10 protein-coding genes are annotated in these 15664 nt (G+C 61.8%); 1 reads left to right on the top strand and 9 read right to left on the bottom strand.

Going from position 1 to position 15664, the window contains the following annotated elements; all coding sequences use genetic code 11:
- Positions 1-7 precede the first annotated feature (7 nt).
- The gene (locus tag M2416_RS21980) at positions 8-781 is read left to right on the top strand and encodes an ABC transporter ATP-binding protein (protein ID WP_041146412.1); all 774 of its coding nucleotides are present in this window, start codon (positions 8-10) and stop codon (positions 779-781) included.
- Positions 782-819: 38 nt separating this feature from the next.
- Here M2416_RS21980 and yegS read toward each other — a convergent pair whose 3' ends face one another.
- The 9 genes from yegS to M2416_RS21935 all read right to left on the bottom strand — a co-directional run bounded on the left by yegS (position 820) and on the right by M2416_RS21935 (position 15396).
- The gene (gene yegS, locus M2416_RS21975; protein ID WP_041146411.1) at positions 820-1713 is read right to left on the bottom strand and encodes a lipid kinase YegS; all 894 of its coding nucleotides are present in this window, start codon (positions 1711-1713) and stop codon (positions 820-822) included.
- Positions 1714-1987: 274 nt separating this feature from the next.
- Entirely contained in the window at positions 1988-3349 is a 1362-nt protein-coding gene (gene trhP, locus M2416_RS21970; RefSeq protein WP_259226754.1) for a prephenate-dependent tRNA uridine(34) hydroxylase TrhP, read from the bottom strand.
- A 153-nt stretch (positions 3350-3502) separates the two neighbouring features.
- A complete protein-coding gene (locus M2416_RS21965; protein WP_195710824.1) occupies positions 3503-3925 on the bottom strand; it encodes a hypothetical protein in 423 nt (140 codons plus the stop codon).
- A gap of 391 nt (positions 3926-4316) precedes the next feature.
- On the bottom strand, positions 4317-5039 hold the full coding sequence (baeR, locus tag M2416_RS21960) for an envelope stress response regulator BaeR (protein ID WP_045855766.1): 723 nt from the start codon (positions 5037-5039) through the stop codon (positions 4317-4319).
- The gene (gene baeS, locus M2416_RS21955) at positions 5036-6535 is read right to left on the bottom strand and encodes an envelope stress sensor histidine kinase BaeS (protein WP_259226745.1); all 1500 of its coding nucleotides are present in this window, start codon (positions 6533-6535) and stop codon (positions 5036-5038) included. The genes baeR and baeS overlap by 4 nt, the downstream gene beginning before the upstream one ends.
- Positions 6532-7947: an MFS transporter gene (gene mdtD / locus M2416_RS21950; protein ID WP_259226743.1), complete on the bottom strand. Its 1416-nt coding sequence runs from the start codon at positions 7945-7947 to the stop codon at positions 6532-6534. The genes baeS and mdtD overlap by 4 nt, the downstream gene beginning before the upstream one ends.
- A 1-nt stretch (position 7948) precedes the next feature.
- On the bottom strand, positions 7949-11026 hold the full coding sequence (gene mdtC / locus M2416_RS21945; protein WP_259226742.1) for a multidrug efflux RND transporter permease subunit MdtC: 3078 nt from the start codon (positions 11024-11026) through the stop codon (positions 7949-7951).
- The gene (locus tag M2416_RS21940; RefSeq protein WP_195710830.1) at positions 11027-14149 is read right to left on the bottom strand and encodes an MdtB/MuxB family multidrug efflux RND transporter permease subunit; all 3123 of its coding nucleotides are present in this window, start codon (positions 14147-14149) and stop codon (positions 11027-11029) included. It abuts the gene before it with no gap.
- Positions 14149-15396, bottom strand: coding sequence for an MdtA/MuxA family multidrug efflux RND transporter periplasmic adaptor subunit (locus tag M2416_RS21935; RefSeq protein WP_259226739.1), 1248 nt, complete (start codon positions 15394-15396; stop codon positions 14149-14151). Before M2416_RS21935 ends, M2416_RS21940 begins: the two co-directional genes overlap by 1 nt.
- Positions 15397-15664: the final 268 nt, after the last annotated feature.

Here is a 15664-nt window from a genome sequence, read left to right as displayed (position 1 = left end):
GAGCCTGATGATTGACGTACAAAACCTCAACCTTGCCTTTGGCGAGGGCAGCAAGCGTAGCCAGGTCCTGCACGACGTGAGTTTTCACGTCCGTCCCGGCGAGATCTACGGCCTGGTGGGGGAGTCCGGCTCCGGCAAAACCACGGTGCTGAAGTGCCTGGCGGGGCTATTCACCCACTGGCAGGGGGCGCTGGCGATCGACGGCCGCGCGCTGGAGCATAAAATCAGCCGCCAGCGCTGTCGCCAGGTGCAAATGGTCTTTCAGGATCCCTACGGCTCGCTGCACCCGCGGCATACCGTGGGCGATATTCTTGAGGAGCCGCTGCAGATCCACGGTATCGGCGATCGCGATCGGCGGGTCAATACGCTGCTGGACAGGGTGGGGCTAAATCGCGCCTTTCGCGACCGCTATCCGCACCAGCTTTCCGGCGGCCAGCGCCAGCGGGTGGCGATCGCCCGGGCGCTGATCCTCGAACCTCAGGTGCTGCTGCTGGATGAGCCCACCTCGGCGCTGGACGTTTCGGTGCAGGCCGAGATCCTCAACCTGCTGGCAGAGCTGCAGCGGGAGGCGAAGCTCACCTATTTAATGGTCACCCATGACCTTGGGGTGATTGCCCATCTCTGTCATAAGGTGGCGGTGATGCAGCACGGGCAGATCCTCGAAACCCTGACGGTGGATGCGCTGGTCAACGGCGAGGCGCAGGCGGCCTACACGCAAATGTTGGTCAATGCCAGCCGGCAGTATACCCGGGAGATGGCGCGGGAGGTGGCCGCGTACTGAATGATGCCCGGCGGACTGTCGCCGCCGGGCGTCGGGGATTATTTCAGCAGCGCGCAGTCCGGCGGCAGCCGGCAGCGCAGGGCGCCGGGCAGAATTTCCATGCGGAAGGTTTTGCCGCTCAGCGGCTCGCCGTCGAGGTTAAAGGTCATCTCGTGGGCGGCGGTAATTTCAAACCACGACGACACGCCGTCCACCAGGTTAGGGGAGTTGTCGGGATTGGCCAGCGTGCTGAACAGCGCCGGCAGCAGCTCCTGGCCGGTAAAGATGCGCAGATGCAGCAGCCCGTCGTTGATTAACGCCTGCGGGCACAGCTGCTGGCCGCCGCCGGCCTGACGTCCGTTGCCGATGCCGATCACCAGCGCGTCCCCTTGCCAGGAGAAGTTTTCCCCGCGAATTTCACAGCGGTCGGGCTTAAGGGTATCCATGCGCATCAGGCCGTGGATCAGGTAGGAGACGCCGCCCAGCGCGGCCTTGAGTTTTTCCGGCGTTTCGGTGGTGATTCGGGTGCCAAAGCCGCCGGTGGCCATATTGATAAAGCCGGTTTTATCGTTGACCCGCGCGACGTCAATCGCGATATCGCGCCCGACGATCGCCAGCTTGAGGGCACTGGCAAGATCCTGCGGGATGCCGACGCTGGTGGCGAAGTCGTTGGCGGTGCCGAGGGGGATGATCCCCAGCGCCGCCTTGCTGCCACTCTGCACCAGCGCGGTGGCGACTTCATTGATGGTGCCGTCGCCGCCGCCGGCAATCACCGTGCCGACGTTAAGCCGTTCGGCCTCATCGACGAAGCGCTCGGCGTCGCCTTTTTCCCAGGTGACGCGGACGTGAATATCGACGCCTTCGTCGCGTAACAGCGTTATCGCTTCGCGCAGCTGCGGCTCATTAGCGCCTTTGCCATTCAGGATCAGTAAGCTGGACGGAAACGTTGACATGATGGTTGCCTCATTGCACAAGATGCAGACAGTGTATCTCAGGTTGGCGGCGATGAAAATTTTACGCGAAAAATCGTGGGGATAGCGCGCGGGCGGCGGGATTAAAAAAATAAGCCCGCGTAAGGGAGATTACGCAGGCTAAGGAGGTGGTTCCTGGTACAGCTAGCATTTATGGGTTATGTTTTTCAGCGAAATGGATGATAACGACTTTAAGCGAAACGGTATGTGATCCGTTTCTAATATCCGTGCATCCTGAAAAAATAACCCTGATAAACTAGCTGCCGTGCGGGTTTCGGGTGCTCTGGCCGGTGAAGTTGCGCATCAGCAGGGCGTACTGCAGCACCATATCTTCCGGTACCGGCAGCCAGACCGTGTAGCCATCGCCGGGGGCGACCGGCATCACTTCGCCTTTGGCATTTTCCATATGCTCGAGGGTGAAGTTGACGTTGCCCTGCGGCGTCATCAGCTCAAGGCTGTCGCCGAGGGTGAATTTGTTCTTCACCGCCACCGCCGCCAGCTGGCCGTTACGTTCGCCGGTAAACTCCCCGACAAACTGCTGGCGCTCTGACAGCGAGTAGCCGTACTCGTAGTTCTGATAGTCATCGTGGGTATGGCGACGCAGGAAGCCTTCGGTATAGCCGCGGTGGGCCAGCCCTTCGAGGGTTTCCAGCAGGCTTTCGTCGAACGGTTTGCCGGCGGCAGCGTCGTCGATCGCCTTGCGGTAGACCTGCGCGGTACGGGCGCAGTAGTAGAAGGACTTGGTGCGGCCTTCGATTTTCAGCGAATGCACGCCCATCTTGCTCAGGCGCTCAACGTGAGCGATGGCGCGCAGATCCTTCGAGTTCATGATGTAGGTGCCGTGCTCGTCTTCGAAGGCGGTCATATATTCGCCCGGACGCTTGGCTTCTTCAATCATAAATACCCGATCGGTCGGCTCACCAATCCCAAGAGTGGGCTCAACGTTCTGTACCGGGATTGGCTCATGCTTGTGGACGATATTGCCGACGTCGTCCTGCTTGCCTTCCTGGACGTTATATTCCCAGCGGCAGGCGTTGGTGCAGGTGCCCTGGTTCGGGTCGCGTTTGTTGATATAGCCGGAGAGCAGGCAGCGGCCGGAGTAGGCCATGCACAGCGCGCCGTGAACGAAAATCTCGAGCTCCATCTCCGGCACCTGGCGGCGAATTTCGGCAATCTCTTCCAGCGACAGCTCGCGCGAGAGAATGACCCGGCTGAGCCCCATCTGCTGCCAGAATTTTACCGTTGCCCAGTTGACGGCGTTGGCCTGGACCGAGAGGTGGATCTGCATCTCGGGGAAGTTTTCCCGTACCAGCATGATTAAGCCCGGATCGGACATGATCAGCGCATCCGGTCCCATTTCCACTACCGGCTGCAGATCGCGAATGAAGGTCTTCAGCTTGGCGTTATGCGGCGCGATATTCACCACCACGTAGAATTTTTTCCCCAGCGCATGGGCTTCGTTGATGCCGAGCTGCAGGTTTTCGTGGTTGAATTCGTTGTTGCGCACGCGCAGAGAGTAGCGCGGCTGGCCAGCATAAACGGCATCTGCGCCGTAGGCGAAAGCGTAACGCATATTTTTCAGCGTTCCCGCCGGGGAAAGGAGTTCCGGTTTAAACATGATTTTCTCGTTCTGATGACAGGTCAGATTCGCCGCAGCTGGTGGGCGAGTTGGGGAGTGTCCCCACATTAAGGGCGGGCATTGTAGCGCCGTGGGGCAGGCAGGTAAACCCTTTCCCGCCGCCTGCGCCGGTCGGCGGGTCAATGACGGCGATTACGGCTGCTCGTCGGCAAACGAGACCTCGATAATCCGATCGTAGATAAGCCGCAGCTTCGTCAGATAATGGGCAAAGACCTGCTGCCTGTCGCCGACCGGCGTCGTGCCGTCCAGCATGCCGTGGCGGTCGATAGAAGAGGGCGGAACGGCGGCGCTGGCGAAATCCTGGGGATAAACATGATAGGCAATCTGGATCGGGCCGAAACACTCCTCGCGGACGATCTCTATATTTATTTTGCCAAACAGCTTTACCACCAGCCGATTCTGTTGGTAAGGAATAACCTGATGGTGATAGCGCCGTTCGCTGGCGGTGATAGTCTGAATCAAATCCATCGTGTAGGTATTCCACAGTTTATCCATGTGGACTTTTCTTTGGTAAATAAGCGCAGCTTGTGTATCTAAATCAGTATTATTATTCATCACGTATTACTTTTATGCTGAGGGCCATCTGCGGCGGGTGAGTGGTAGCATAGTATGCGGGTGTTAAGCTCAGGGAATGACGCAAGCGCCTCGATGATATTCTATTTACTAACGATCTTAATATACTCCCGAAGGGGCACCGAACTAGTGCGGAAGTTTTATTATTGGCAATGGCTTAATAAAGCCTCGGCTATATTATCGGTGCCCTACTCTGTTGGTATTAATCACGCTACTTCTTTATTTTCCTGATATCGCCGCGCTATTTCAGGCCGGCGTAACCTTTTCTGCCGGGCGGATGATTCAGGCGTTATATTGGGCTTAGCGCTGAGGGCGTTCTGCGCATAAAAAACCCGCCGGCAGGCGGGTGATGGCAAGCGTATAAACGGCGGGGCTATGCCAGCCGGCAGGCGTCCGCCTCCCAGCGGTAGCCGACGCCGTAGACGGCGCGGATAAACGACTGCTCGGCGTCCAGCGACTCCAGCTTGCGGCGCAGGTTTTTAATGTGGCTGTCGATGGTGCGGTCGGTGACCACGCGATAATCATCGTAGAGATGATTCAGCAGCTGCTCGCGCGAGAACACTTTGCCCGGCTCCTGGGAGAGCGTTTTCAGCAGGCGAAACTCCGCGGGGGTGAGGTCCAGCAGCTTGTCGCGCCACGAGGCCTGAAAGCGCCCTTCATCGACGATCAGCGGGCTGTCGGCATCCAGCGCCTGCAGCTCCGGGCGCGGCCGGCAGCGGCGGAGGATGGTTTTCACCCTCGCCACGACTTCGCGCGGGCTGTAGGGCTTGCAGATATAGTCGTCGGCACCGATCTCCAGCCCCAGCAGGCGGTCGATCTCCTCAATTTTGGCCGTCACCATCACCACCGGAACGTCGGAGAAACGGCGAATTTCGCGGCACAGCGTCAGGCCGTCGGTGCCCGGCAGCATCAGATCCAGCAGGATCAGGTGCGGCGGCGTCTGGCGCACGTAGGGCAGCACCCGATCGCCGTGGTTAATCAGCGTCGGCGCGTAGCCTGCGGCAAGCAGATAGTCGATCAGCAGCTGGCCGAGCTTGGGTTCATCTTCCACGATAAGAATACGCGGAGTGTTTTCATCAACAGGTAATTCAGTCATACGTCTCTCGGTAAATCGCGTTCCAGAGGTAACTCTACTTTAATGCTAACCCCGCCAAAAGGCGAATGGCCGGCCCGTAAGGTGCCGCCGTGGGCGGCGACGATATTCACGCAGATAGCCAGCCCGAGGCCGGAGCCGCCGCTGGCGCGATTGCGCGAGCCTTCCGCGCGGTAGAAGCGTTCGCAGAGGCGCTCCAGCTGGGCGTCGCTGACGCCAGGGGCGCTATCGGCGAAGTCGACGATCAGCATCCGGCCGCTTTGCGCGGCGCTAATCAGCAGCTTGCCGCCGCTGTCGGTGTAGCGAAGGCTGTTTTCCAGCAGGTTGTTGAAAAGCTGCATCAGGCGATCGCCGTCGCCGAAAATCATCGCGCTTTCCGGCAGCGATACGCCGATCTCCAGCCCACGGCTGGCGAAGCGCTCGCGGAAGGCTCCCGCTGCGACTTCCAGCAGGGTGATGATATCCACGGAGGTTTTCTGATAGGCCAGCGCGCCCTCGTCCGACATCGACAGCTGGTGCAGATCGTCAACCAGCTTGGTCAGGGTGGCGACCTCCGCCTGCAGGGAGGGGATCGAGTCCGGGGTGAATTTGCGCACTCCGTCCTGAATGGCCTCCAGCTCGCCGCGCAGAACCGCCAGCGGCGTGCGCAGCTCGTGGGAAATGTCCGCCATCAGGTCGCGGCGCATCTGCTGGTTGCGCTCAAGGGTGCTGGCGAGCTGGTTAAAGTCCTGCGCCAGGCGGCCAAGCTCGTCGCCGCCGCTGGCGGTGACGCGGGTGGAGAAATCCCCCGCCGCGAGGCGATGGGTGCCCTCAACCAGCCGCTTGACCGGCGCCAGCAGGCCGCGCGCCAGCGGGAAGGTGGCCAGCGCCGCGAGGATGGTTGCCAGGGCCACAATCAGCCAGCTGGTGCGCTTCTGCTGACGATCGAAGTTGATATCGGTATTGCGGGTTAAGCGCTCCACCGGCGAGGCGATGACCGCCCCCACCGCGGCGCCGTTAACGAGGATCTCGCGGCGGGTGCCGTCTTCGGGCACCGGTTCGCGCGGGCCGACCAGCACCCGGCCATTCTGATCCACCACCCAGAACATCGTCCGCCAGCCGTGCGGCGGAATATCCGGCCCGGGACCGCGCGGCCCGTCATCCGGCGGCGGTCCGCGGTCCGAGCCGGGGCCTGGCCCGCGCGCTCCGTCAGGCCCGGGTCCCTGGCCGTGGCCGGCGGGGGAGCGGTCGTCGTTGTCGCGTTCAAAGGTGCGCAGCAGCTGGAAAATAAAGCGGTCGTTGTTGCGCAGGAACTTCCAGCTGCCGTGCTGGGCATACTGCTCGCTGAGGGCGTCGCCGAGCATCGTCAGCCGCTGCTCGTTGCCGCGCTTAATGTAGTCGATAAATCCGCGCTCAAAGCTGATCCGCACCGCCCAGTGCATGCTGATCAGCAGCACGATACAGGTGGCGAAGATGGCGAGAAACAGTTTGCCGGTAATGCCGGGACGCCAAAACTTCACGGTTCACTCCTTTTGCGGCGGGCGATGACGGTATTGCCTTCGATGTCATCCGGCACGCGGGAAAAAATAAGCGCCGGCAGCGCAATAATGACCGCCATGCTCAGATAGGTGTAGAGAAAGACCTGATGCGCGGTCGCCGCATCGGCGCTGAGGTGCTGCTGGCCGAACATCCCCAGCAGCATGCCGGCGATGGTCACGCCAATGCTCATCGCCAGCTGCATCACCATCGACAGCATGCTGTTGCCGCTGCTGGCCAACGGATCCGGCAAATCCTTCAGCGTCAGGGTGTTCATTGACGAGAAGCGGCTGGAGTTGATCATGCCTTGTAAAAACAGCACCACCGGCAGCAGCCAGTACCAGCCCGCTAGCGCAACGGCCATAAACAGCAGGCTGACCAGCGCGAGGCCGAGGGTAGCGACGATCAGCACCCGGCGGTAGCCAAAGCGGTTCACCACCTGCACCACGATGCGCTTCATGCCCATGCTGCCGAGCACCATCGGGATCATCATCAGGCCGGCGTGGAACGGGGTGAAGCCGAGGCCAATCTGCAGGAATACCGGGGTCATAAACGGCAGCATGCCGCTGCCGATGCGCCCGGCAAAGCTGCCGCCGAGCCCGAGGGAGAAGGTGCGGTTGCGGAACAGATCGAGGCTGAACAGCGCCCCGTCGTTGCCCCGCGCGTGCCACAGATAGAGCCCGATGGAGGCGATGCCGATGGCCACCAGCGCCGCCAGCAGCAGCGGAGAGATGCCGAGGCCCTTTTTGCCGTCGAGGGCGAGGGTCAGCGTCGCCATGCCGGCGGCGAGCAGGATAAAACCGAGCATGTCAAAGCGCCGCGTCTGCAGGGTGTAGTTCGGCATCAGCGAGAGCGTGGCGATAGCGCCGATAATGCCGACCGGAATATTGATTAAGAAAATCCAGTGCCAGGAGGCATATTCCACCAGCACGCCGCCGAGCGCCGGGCCCAGCAGCGGCCCGACCTGGCCGGGAAGGGTGACGAAGGTCATCGCCGCCATATACTGCGCGCGGGGGACGATTTTCATCACCGTCAGGCGGCCAACCGGCACCATCATGGCGCCGCCGACGCCCTGCAGCACCCGGGCCAGCACCAGCTGGTCGAGGGTATTGGCCTGGGCGCAAAACAGCGATCCGAGGGTGAAGAGGATAATGGCGCTGAAAAAGATATTGCGCACTCCCAACCGGTCCGCCAGCCAGCCGCTGGCGGGCAGCATAATCGCCACCGTCAGCACGTAGGAGACGATAACCATATGCATATGCAGCGGGCTCTCCCCGAGGCTTTTGGCCATCGAGGGGAGGGCGGTATTGACGATAGTGGTATCCAGCGACTGCATAAAGAAGCCGAATGCCACTATCCATAGCTGCCAGCGTACGCTGGACGGGAGATCGGTCATGTTATTCGCTTACCGGTTGCCGGGCTTTTCGGGAAAAACGCAGCCGCAGACGATCGAAGAACAGATACACCACCGGCGTGGTGTACAGCGTCAGCAGCTGGCTCACCACCAGGCCGCCGACGATGGTAATCCCCAGCGGCTGGCGCAGCTCCGAGCCGTCGCCGCCGGATAGCACCAGCGGCAGCGCGCCGAACAGCGCCGCGAGGGTGGTCATCATAATCGGGCGAAAACGCAGCAGGCAGGCCTGGAAAATGGCCTCTTCCGGCGGCAGGTTGCCGTTACGCTGCGCCTCCAGCGCGAAGTCGACCATCATGATGGCGTTTTTCTTCACTATTCCAATTAATAGCATAATTCCGATCAGCGCGATGAGGCTGAACGGCGCGCCGAACAGCTCCAGCGCCAGCAGCGCCCCGACTCCCGCCGAGGGGAGGGTGGAGAGGATCGTCAGCGGATGCACGTAGCTTTCGTAGAGGATCCCCAGCACGATATAGACCGTTGCAATCGCCGCCAGAATCAACACGATCTGCGAATTCATGGTCTGCTGGAAAACCTGCGCGGTTCCGGCAAACGAGCCGCGCACGCTGGAGGGCACCCCGAGCTGGGTCATAGCACGGTTGATGGCCTCGCTGGCCTCCGACAGGGATTTACCGGTCGGCAGGTTAAAGGAGATGGTGGAAGCCGCCGAAAGTCCCTGATGGTTCACCGACAGCGGGGCGTTAGCCGGCTGCCATTTGGCGAAGTAGGAGAGCGGGATCGGTTTGCCTTCGCTGTTGATAACAAACATCTTATCCAGCGCGCTGACGTCCTGGGTATAGACCGGGTCAACCTCCATCACCACCTTGTACTGGTTGAGGGGCTGGTAGATGGTGGAGATCTGCCGCTGGCCGAAGGCGTTGTTGAGCAGGCTGTTGGCGTCCTGCACGCTGATGCCGAGGCGCGACATGGTATCGCGATCGTAGAGCAGGTCCATCTCCGCGCCGTTGTCCTGCTGGTCTGAGTTGACGTCAGCCAGCTCGGGCAGCGCCGCCAGCGCTTTGCGAATTTTGGGCTCCCACTCGCGCAGCGCCGCCAGGTCGTCCGACAGCAGGGTGTACTGGTAGCTGGCGTTGGCCTGGCGTCCGCCGACGCGGATATCCTGCACCGCCATCAGGAACAGGTTTGCCCCCGGCTCCTTCGCCAGCTTTTTCCGCAGCCGGTCAATGATCTGCTGCGCCGTTTCGTGGCGCTGGTCGCGGGATTTAAGGGTGATAAACATCATCCCGCTGTTGACCCGCGAGCCGCCGGTGAACCCGGTAACGTTATCCACCGCCGGGTCTTCCCGAATGATTTTCATAAAGTCCTGCAGCTTGCCGCGCATCGCCTGGAAGGAGATGCTCTGGTCCGCCTGAATGCCGCCCATCAGCACGCCGGTATCCTGCTCCGGGAAGAAGGTTTTCGGAATCGAGATATAGAGCCAGATGCTAAGGGCAATCGTGCCCAGCAGGACGAGGCCGGTCATTCTGCTGTGCCTCAGCACCCACTTCAGCGATTTGCCGTAGCCGCCCTGAACGGCGATTAGCAGGCGGCCAAAGCCGCGGTTGCGCGTAGGCTCGTGCGGCTTGCCGCTCTTCAGCAGCCAGCCGCACATCATCGGCGTCAGGGTTAATGACACCGCCAGCGATATACCAATCGCCACCGACAGGGTGACCGCGAACTCGCGCAGCAGACGCCCCGGCAGGCCGCCCATCAGCAGCAGCGGTAAAAAGACCGCCACCAGCGACAGGCTCATCGACAGCACCGTAAAGCCTACCTCCCGGCTTCCCTGCAGCGCCGCCTGCAGCGGCTTCATCCCCGCCTCAAGGTGGCGGGAGATATTCTCCAGCACCACGATGGCGTCATCCACCACGAAGCCGGTGGCGATGGTCAGCGCCATCAGCGACAGGTTGTTGAGGCTAAAATCGCAGAGGTACATGGCGGCAAAGGTGCCGATCAGCGACACCGGTACCGCCACCGCCGGGATCAGCGTGGCTCTGCCGGAGCGCAGGAACAGGAACACCACGAGGATCACCAGCGCCACCGAAATCACCAGCGTCTGCTCGACCTCCTCCAGCGAGGCGCGGATCGTCGGGGAGCGGTCCTGGGCGATTTGCAGATCGATCGCCGCCGGGATGGTTTTTTGCAGATCCGGCAGGCGCGCGCGAATGCTGTCCACCGTCTGGATGATATTGGCTTCCGGCAGCTTGCGGATCATCAGCAGAATTGCCGGTTTGGCATTGGTCATCCCGGCGTTGCGCACGTCCTGTACCGAATCGCTGATGTTGGCAACGTCGCCGAGACGCACCGCCGCGCCGTTGCTGTAGTGCACGATGACGGGCTGATACTCCGCGGCGGTTTTCAGCTCATCGTTGGTGTGGATCTGCCAGCGATGGCTGCCGTCCTCCAGCGCCCCCTGCGGCCTGCGCACGTTGGCGTTATCAATCGCCGTGCGCACGGCGTCCAGCGACACGCCCTGGTTAAACAGCGCCTGCGGATTGAGGTCCACGCGCACCGCGGGCAGGGAGCTGCCGCCGACGTCAACGTCGCCGACGCCGTCAATCTGGGCGATCGTTTGCGCCAGCTGGGTGGAGGCAAAATCGTACAGCTCGCCCTGGGAGTAGGTATCCGAGGTGAGCGTCAGGATCATGATTGGCGAATCGGACGGATTGGCCTTGCGATAGGTTGGACGGCTCGGCATGCCGCTGGGCAGCAGGCTTTGCGCGGCATTGATCGCCGCCTGCACGTCGCGGGCGGCGCCGTTGATATCGCGGTCGAAGTTGAACTCCATAATAATGCGCGTGCTGCCCAGCGAGCTGGAGGAGGTCATCTCATTGACCCCGGCAATGCGCCCGAGGGAGCGCTCCAGCGGCGTGGCCACCGACGAAGCCATGGTTTCCGGTGAGGCGCCGGGCAGCGAGGCGCTGATCATTATCACCGGGAAATCCACCTGCGGCAGCGGGGCGACCGGCAGCAGGCGGAAGCCGAGAATGCCGCACAGGGTGATGGCCAGCGAAATCAAAATCGTCGCCACCGGGCGGTAAATGAAGAGAGCGAAAAACTTCATTTACGCCTCCTCCTCACGCCGTGGGAAGCGGCTTTTGAGGTACAGCGACAGGCGGTCGAACAGCAGATAGATGACCGGGGTGGTAAACAGCGTCAGCACCTGGCTGAGCATCAGGCCCCCGACCATGCCGATCCCCAGCGGACGCCGCAGCTCCGCGCCGACGCCGGTGCTCAGCATCAGCGGCAGCGCGCCGAGCAGCGCCGCCAGGGTGGTCATCAGAATGGGGCGAAAACGCAGCAGGCAGGCCTGATAAATGGCCTCGCGCGGCGGCATGCCCTGTTCGCGCTCGGCGGCGAGGGCAAAGTCGATCATCATGATGGCGTTTTTCTTGACGATGCCAATCAGCAGGATGATGCCGATAATGGCGATCACGTCCAGCTCGCTGCCGGCGAGCCACAGAGCCAGCAGGGCGCCGACGCCGGCGGTCGGCAGGGTGGAGAGAATGGTGATCGGATGGATAAAGCTCTCATACAGCACGCCGAGGACGATATACATCGCCACCACCGCGGCGACTACCAGCCAGACGGTATTCCCCAGCGCCGACTGGAAGGCAAGGGTGCTGCCCTGGAACTCGGTGCGAATATCGGTGGGTAAATCCAGCGCCTGTTCGGCGGCCTGAATCGCCTCCACCGCATCGCCGAGGGAATAGCCGTTCGGGACGTTAAAGGAGATGGTAGTCACCGGGAACTGGTCGAGGTGGTTGATTGACAGCGGGGCAAAGCGCTGCTCAACGGTGGCGATTGACTTCAGCGGCACGATGCCGCCATCGCTGCTGGTGAGGCGAATGCCGTCGAGCGCGGCGAGCCCCGGCGTGGCCTGGGTGTCATGCTCCAGCACTACCCGGTACTGGTTGGCCTGGGTATAGATGGTTGAGATCAGGCGCTGGCCAAAGGCGTTGTACAGCGCATTGTCGACATCGGCCATGCTGATCCCAAGGCGGCTGGCGCTGTCGCGGTCGACGTTGATGTAGGCCGCCAGGCCCTTATCCTGCCAGTCGCTGCTGACGTCGGAGAGCTGCGGCAGCGCCTGCAGGCGGGTCAGCAGCTGCGGAACCCAGTTGCTGAGCGCATCCAGCGAGTTGGCCTGCAGCGTGAACTGGTACTGCGTGCGGCTGACGGTGGTATCGATGGTCAAATCCTGGGTGGGCTGGAGATAGAGCGCGATGCCCGGAATGCCGTCCACCGAGCGCTGCAGGCGAGATATAACCGTCTGGACGCGGTCGTCGCGCTCGCTCAGCGGCTTGAGGTTGATCTGCAGCCGGGCGCTGTTCAGCGCTGGGTTGGTGCCGTCGACGCCCACGAACGACGTCAGGCTCTCCACGGCCGGGTCCTTGAGGATCAGCGCCGAGACCTGCTGCTGGCGCTGGGCCATGCTGGCAAAAGAGGCCGACTGCGGGGCCTGCAGCGTGCCCTGAATAATGCCGTTGTCCTGGATCGGGAAGAAGCCTTTTGGGATAAACACCCACAGCATAATCGACAGCGCCAGGGTGCCCAGCGCCACGCTGAGGGTCAGCCACGGGTGGTTCAGCACCCGGCTCAGCAGGCGGCCGTAGGCGGCAATCACCCGCTCGAAGAAGCGTTCGCTGGCGCGAGAGAAGCGGTTTTGCTTGCGCAGCGATTCGTGGCTCAGCATCCGCGCGCACATCATCGGCGTCAGGGTCAGCGACACCACGGCGGAGATCAGGATCGCCACCGCCAGGGTGACGGCAAATTCGCGGAATAATCTGCCGACGATATCGCCCATAAACAGCAGCGGGATCAGCACCGCGATCAGCGAGAAGGTCAGCGAGATGATGGTAAAGCCGATCTCGCCGGCGCCCTTGAGCGCGGCGGTCAGCGGCTTTTCGCCCTTTTCGATATAGCGCGAGATGTTTTCGATAACCACGATGGCATCATCGACCACGAAGCCGGTGGCGATGGTCAGGGCCATCAGCGTCAGGTTGTTAATCGAGAAGTCGAGAAACACCATCACCGCAAAGGTGCCTACCAGCGAGAGCGGCACGGCGACGCCGGGGATAATGGTCGCCGGGACGTTGCGCAGGAACAGGTAGATGATCATCACCACCAGGGCAATCGCCAGCATCAGCTCAAACTGCGTATCGCTCACCGAGGCGCGAATGTTGTTGGTGCGATCGGAAAGGACCTGCACCTTGACCGACTTCGGCAGGCTTTCGGTCAGCTGGGGCAGCATCTGGCGCACGCTGTCGGCGGTGGCGATAATATTCGCTCCCGGCTGGCGCTGAACGTTCATGACGATCGCCCGCTGGTTGTTCGCCCACGCGCCCAGCCAGCTGTTTTCCGCGCCCTGCTCGATGGTAGCGACGTCACCGAGACGAATCGGCGCGCCGTTCTGGTAAGCGACGATCAGCCGGCGATACTCTTCCGCCGACTGCATCTGGTCGTTCGCGGAGAGCGTCACCGCCCGCGAAGGGCCGTCGAGGCTGCCTTTCGCCGAGTTGACGTTGGCGCTGGTAATCGCGGTGCGGATGGTTTCACTGGTCAAGCCGAGGGCGGCAATCGCCTGCGCGTTGAGCTTCACGCGCACCGCCGGACGCTGGCCGCCGGCGAGGGTCACCAGGCCGACGCCGGAGACCTGGGAGATTTTCTGCGCCACGCGGGTTTCCACCATATCCTCCACCTGGGTCATCGGAATGGCGGAAGAGGTGACCGCGAGGGTCATAATCGGCGGATCGGCCGGGTTCACCTTGCTGTAGACCGGTGGATTAGGCAGGTCTGAGGGGAGCAGGTTGGTGGCCGCGTTAATCGCCGCCTGCACCTCCTGCTCGGCGACGTCCAGCGGCAGCGTCAGCTGGAACTGCAGGGTCACCACCGAGGCGCCGCCCGAACTTTGCGACGACATCTGCTTGAGGCCGGACATTTGGCCAAACTGGCGCTCCAGCGGCGCGGTGATCGCGGAGGTCACCACGTCAGGGCTGGCGCCAGGGTAGAGGGTGATTACCTGAATGGTCGGATAATCCACTTCCGGCAGCGCCGAGACCGGCAGGAAGCGGTAGCCGATAATCCCGGCCAGCAGGATAGCCACCATCAGCAGCGTGGTGGCCACCGGGCGCATGATAAAGAGACGGGAAGGGCCGCCCGTACTGCTCGGCGGTAGGACTTGCATCAGGAGCGCGCTCCTTTTTTACCGTATTCGCGGCTGGTGGCTTTTTCCGGCGCGGCGGCGGATGCGCTGTGCGGCTCGACGACCTCAACCTTCGCGCCTTCGGTCAGGCGGTCGATACCGTCGGTGACCACGCGATCGCCGGCGGAAAGCCCGGCGCTAATGACCACCTTCAGGCTATCCTGAATACCCGGCGTCACCGTATGTTTGCTGACCTTATTGTCGGCGTTCAGCACCCACACGAAGTGACCCTCGTTGCCCATCTGCAGGGCGGCGGCAGGGATCACCACCGCATTGTGCTCGGTATCCACCAGCATGCGGGCATTAACGAACTGGTTGGGGAACAGCGCATCGTCCTGGTTGCTGAAGCGGGCTTTCAGCTTGATGGTGCCGGTGGTGGCGTCAATCTGGTTATCCAGGCTGAGCAGCGCGCCGCTGGCGATTTTCTGCTTGTTGGTGCGGTCCCAAGCCTCAACCGGCAGGGCTTTACCCGCCTTCTGCGCCTGAACCACCGCCGCGATGTCATTTTCCGGCAGCGTGAAAACTAGATCGATCGGCTGGGTTTGCGTTAATACCACAATGCCGGTGGTATCGCCGCTGGAGATCTGGTTGCCGATATCTACCTGCTTTAAGCCGATGCGCCCGTCGATGGGCGCGACGATGCGGCTCCAGTTGAGCTGCAGCTGGGCGCTGGCCACCGCCGCTTCGTCGGCTTTAATCGTGCCGTTGGTTTCGCTGACCAGCGACTGCTGGGTATCCAGCTCCTGACGCGAAACGAGGTTGCTCTTGACCAGCTGCTGATAGCGGGCGAGGTCGCGCCTGGCGTTGGCAAGGGTCGCCTTATCTTTGGCTAGCTGGCCCTGGGCCTGTGCCAGCGCGACTTTGAACTGGCTGGGGTCGATTTCCGCCAGCAGATCGCCGGCTTTTACCTGCTGGCCTTCCTGGAAGTGGATCGCCAGCAGCTGGCCGTCGACGCGGCTGCGCACGGTGACCGTATTGGCCGCGGTGACCGTGCCGAGGCCGCTGAGATAGCGCGGCACCGATTCGCTGGTGGCCGTAGCCGCCTGGACCGGTGCCAGGGGCGCGCCGAAGCGGCCGTGACGGCCGCCCGCAGCGGGCGCACCTTGTCCTGCCGCCGCCGGAGCCGCTTCACCCGCCGTATCACGACCCTGCCAAAACCAGTATGCGGTGCCGGCAACGATGACGACCGCCAGGGCGGTTGCCCAACGAAGTGTGTGACTGCCTTTCATTATTTTGCTATCTCATCCTGAAACGTTTCGCGAAATGATACTAGTTTAGTGAGGGAACGCCTCGCAAAAATGGAGGAATTATGAAAAGACTGTTGAGATATGTCTGGATTGACTCCAAAAGTGGACTCGCTGGCTAGTGTAAGTGCAGGCCTCGGTGATGCGTACTCCATCACCAGGGATAATGAGATGGACGCTCCAGATTTTGCGGCATCAAAGTACCAGACTGGATCGTTGCAATACGTCCTGAAAATGAGGAGCGTCCACATGA

The sequence above is a fragment of the Klebsiella sp. BIGb0132 genome, from assembly GCF_024810075.1.
In the GTDB taxonomy this organism is placed as follows: Bacteria; Pseudomonadota; Gammaproteobacteria; order Enterobacterales; family Enterobacteriaceae; genus Klebsiella; species Klebsiella terrigena.
This window is presented reverse-complemented; position numbering and strand designations above follow the sequence as displayed.

Bases quoted from the DNA above. Each gene is read 5' to 3' on its own strand.
- yegS (WP_041146411.1), bottom strand. From the start codon at position 1,713: ATGTCAACGTTTCCGTCCAGCTTACTGATCCTGAATGGCAAAGGCGCT.
- M2416_RS21935 (WP_259226739.1), bottom strand. From the start codon at position 15,396: ATGAAAGGCAGTCACACACTTCGTTGGGCAACCGCCCTGGCGGTCGTC.
- M2416_RS21980 (WP_041146412.1), top strand. From the start codon at position 8: ATGATTGACGTACAAAACCTCAACCTTGCCTTTGGCGAGGGCAGCAAG.
- M2416_RS21965 (WP_195710824.1), bottom strand. From the start codon at position 3,925: ATGAATAATAATACTGATTTAGATACACAAGCTGCGCTTATTTACCAA.
- trhP (WP_259226754.1), bottom strand. From the start codon at position 3,349: ATGTTTAAACCGGAACTCCTTTCCCCGGCGGGAACGCTGAAAAATATG.
- mdtC (WP_259226742.1), bottom strand. From the start codon at position 11,026: ATGAAGTTTTTCGCTCTCTTCATTTACCGCCCGGTGGCGACGATTTTG.
- M2416_RS21940 (WP_195710830.1), bottom strand. From the start codon at position 14,149: ATGCAAGTCCTACCGCCGAGCAGTACGGGCGGCCCTTCCCGTCTCTTT.
- mdtD (WP_259226743.1), bottom strand. From the start codon at position 7,947: ATGACCGATCTCCCGTCCAGCGTACGCTGGCAGCTATGGATAGTGGCA.
- baeR (WP_045855766.1), bottom strand. From the start codon at position 5,039: ATGACTGAATTACCTGTTGATGAAAACACTCCGCGTATTCTTATCGTG.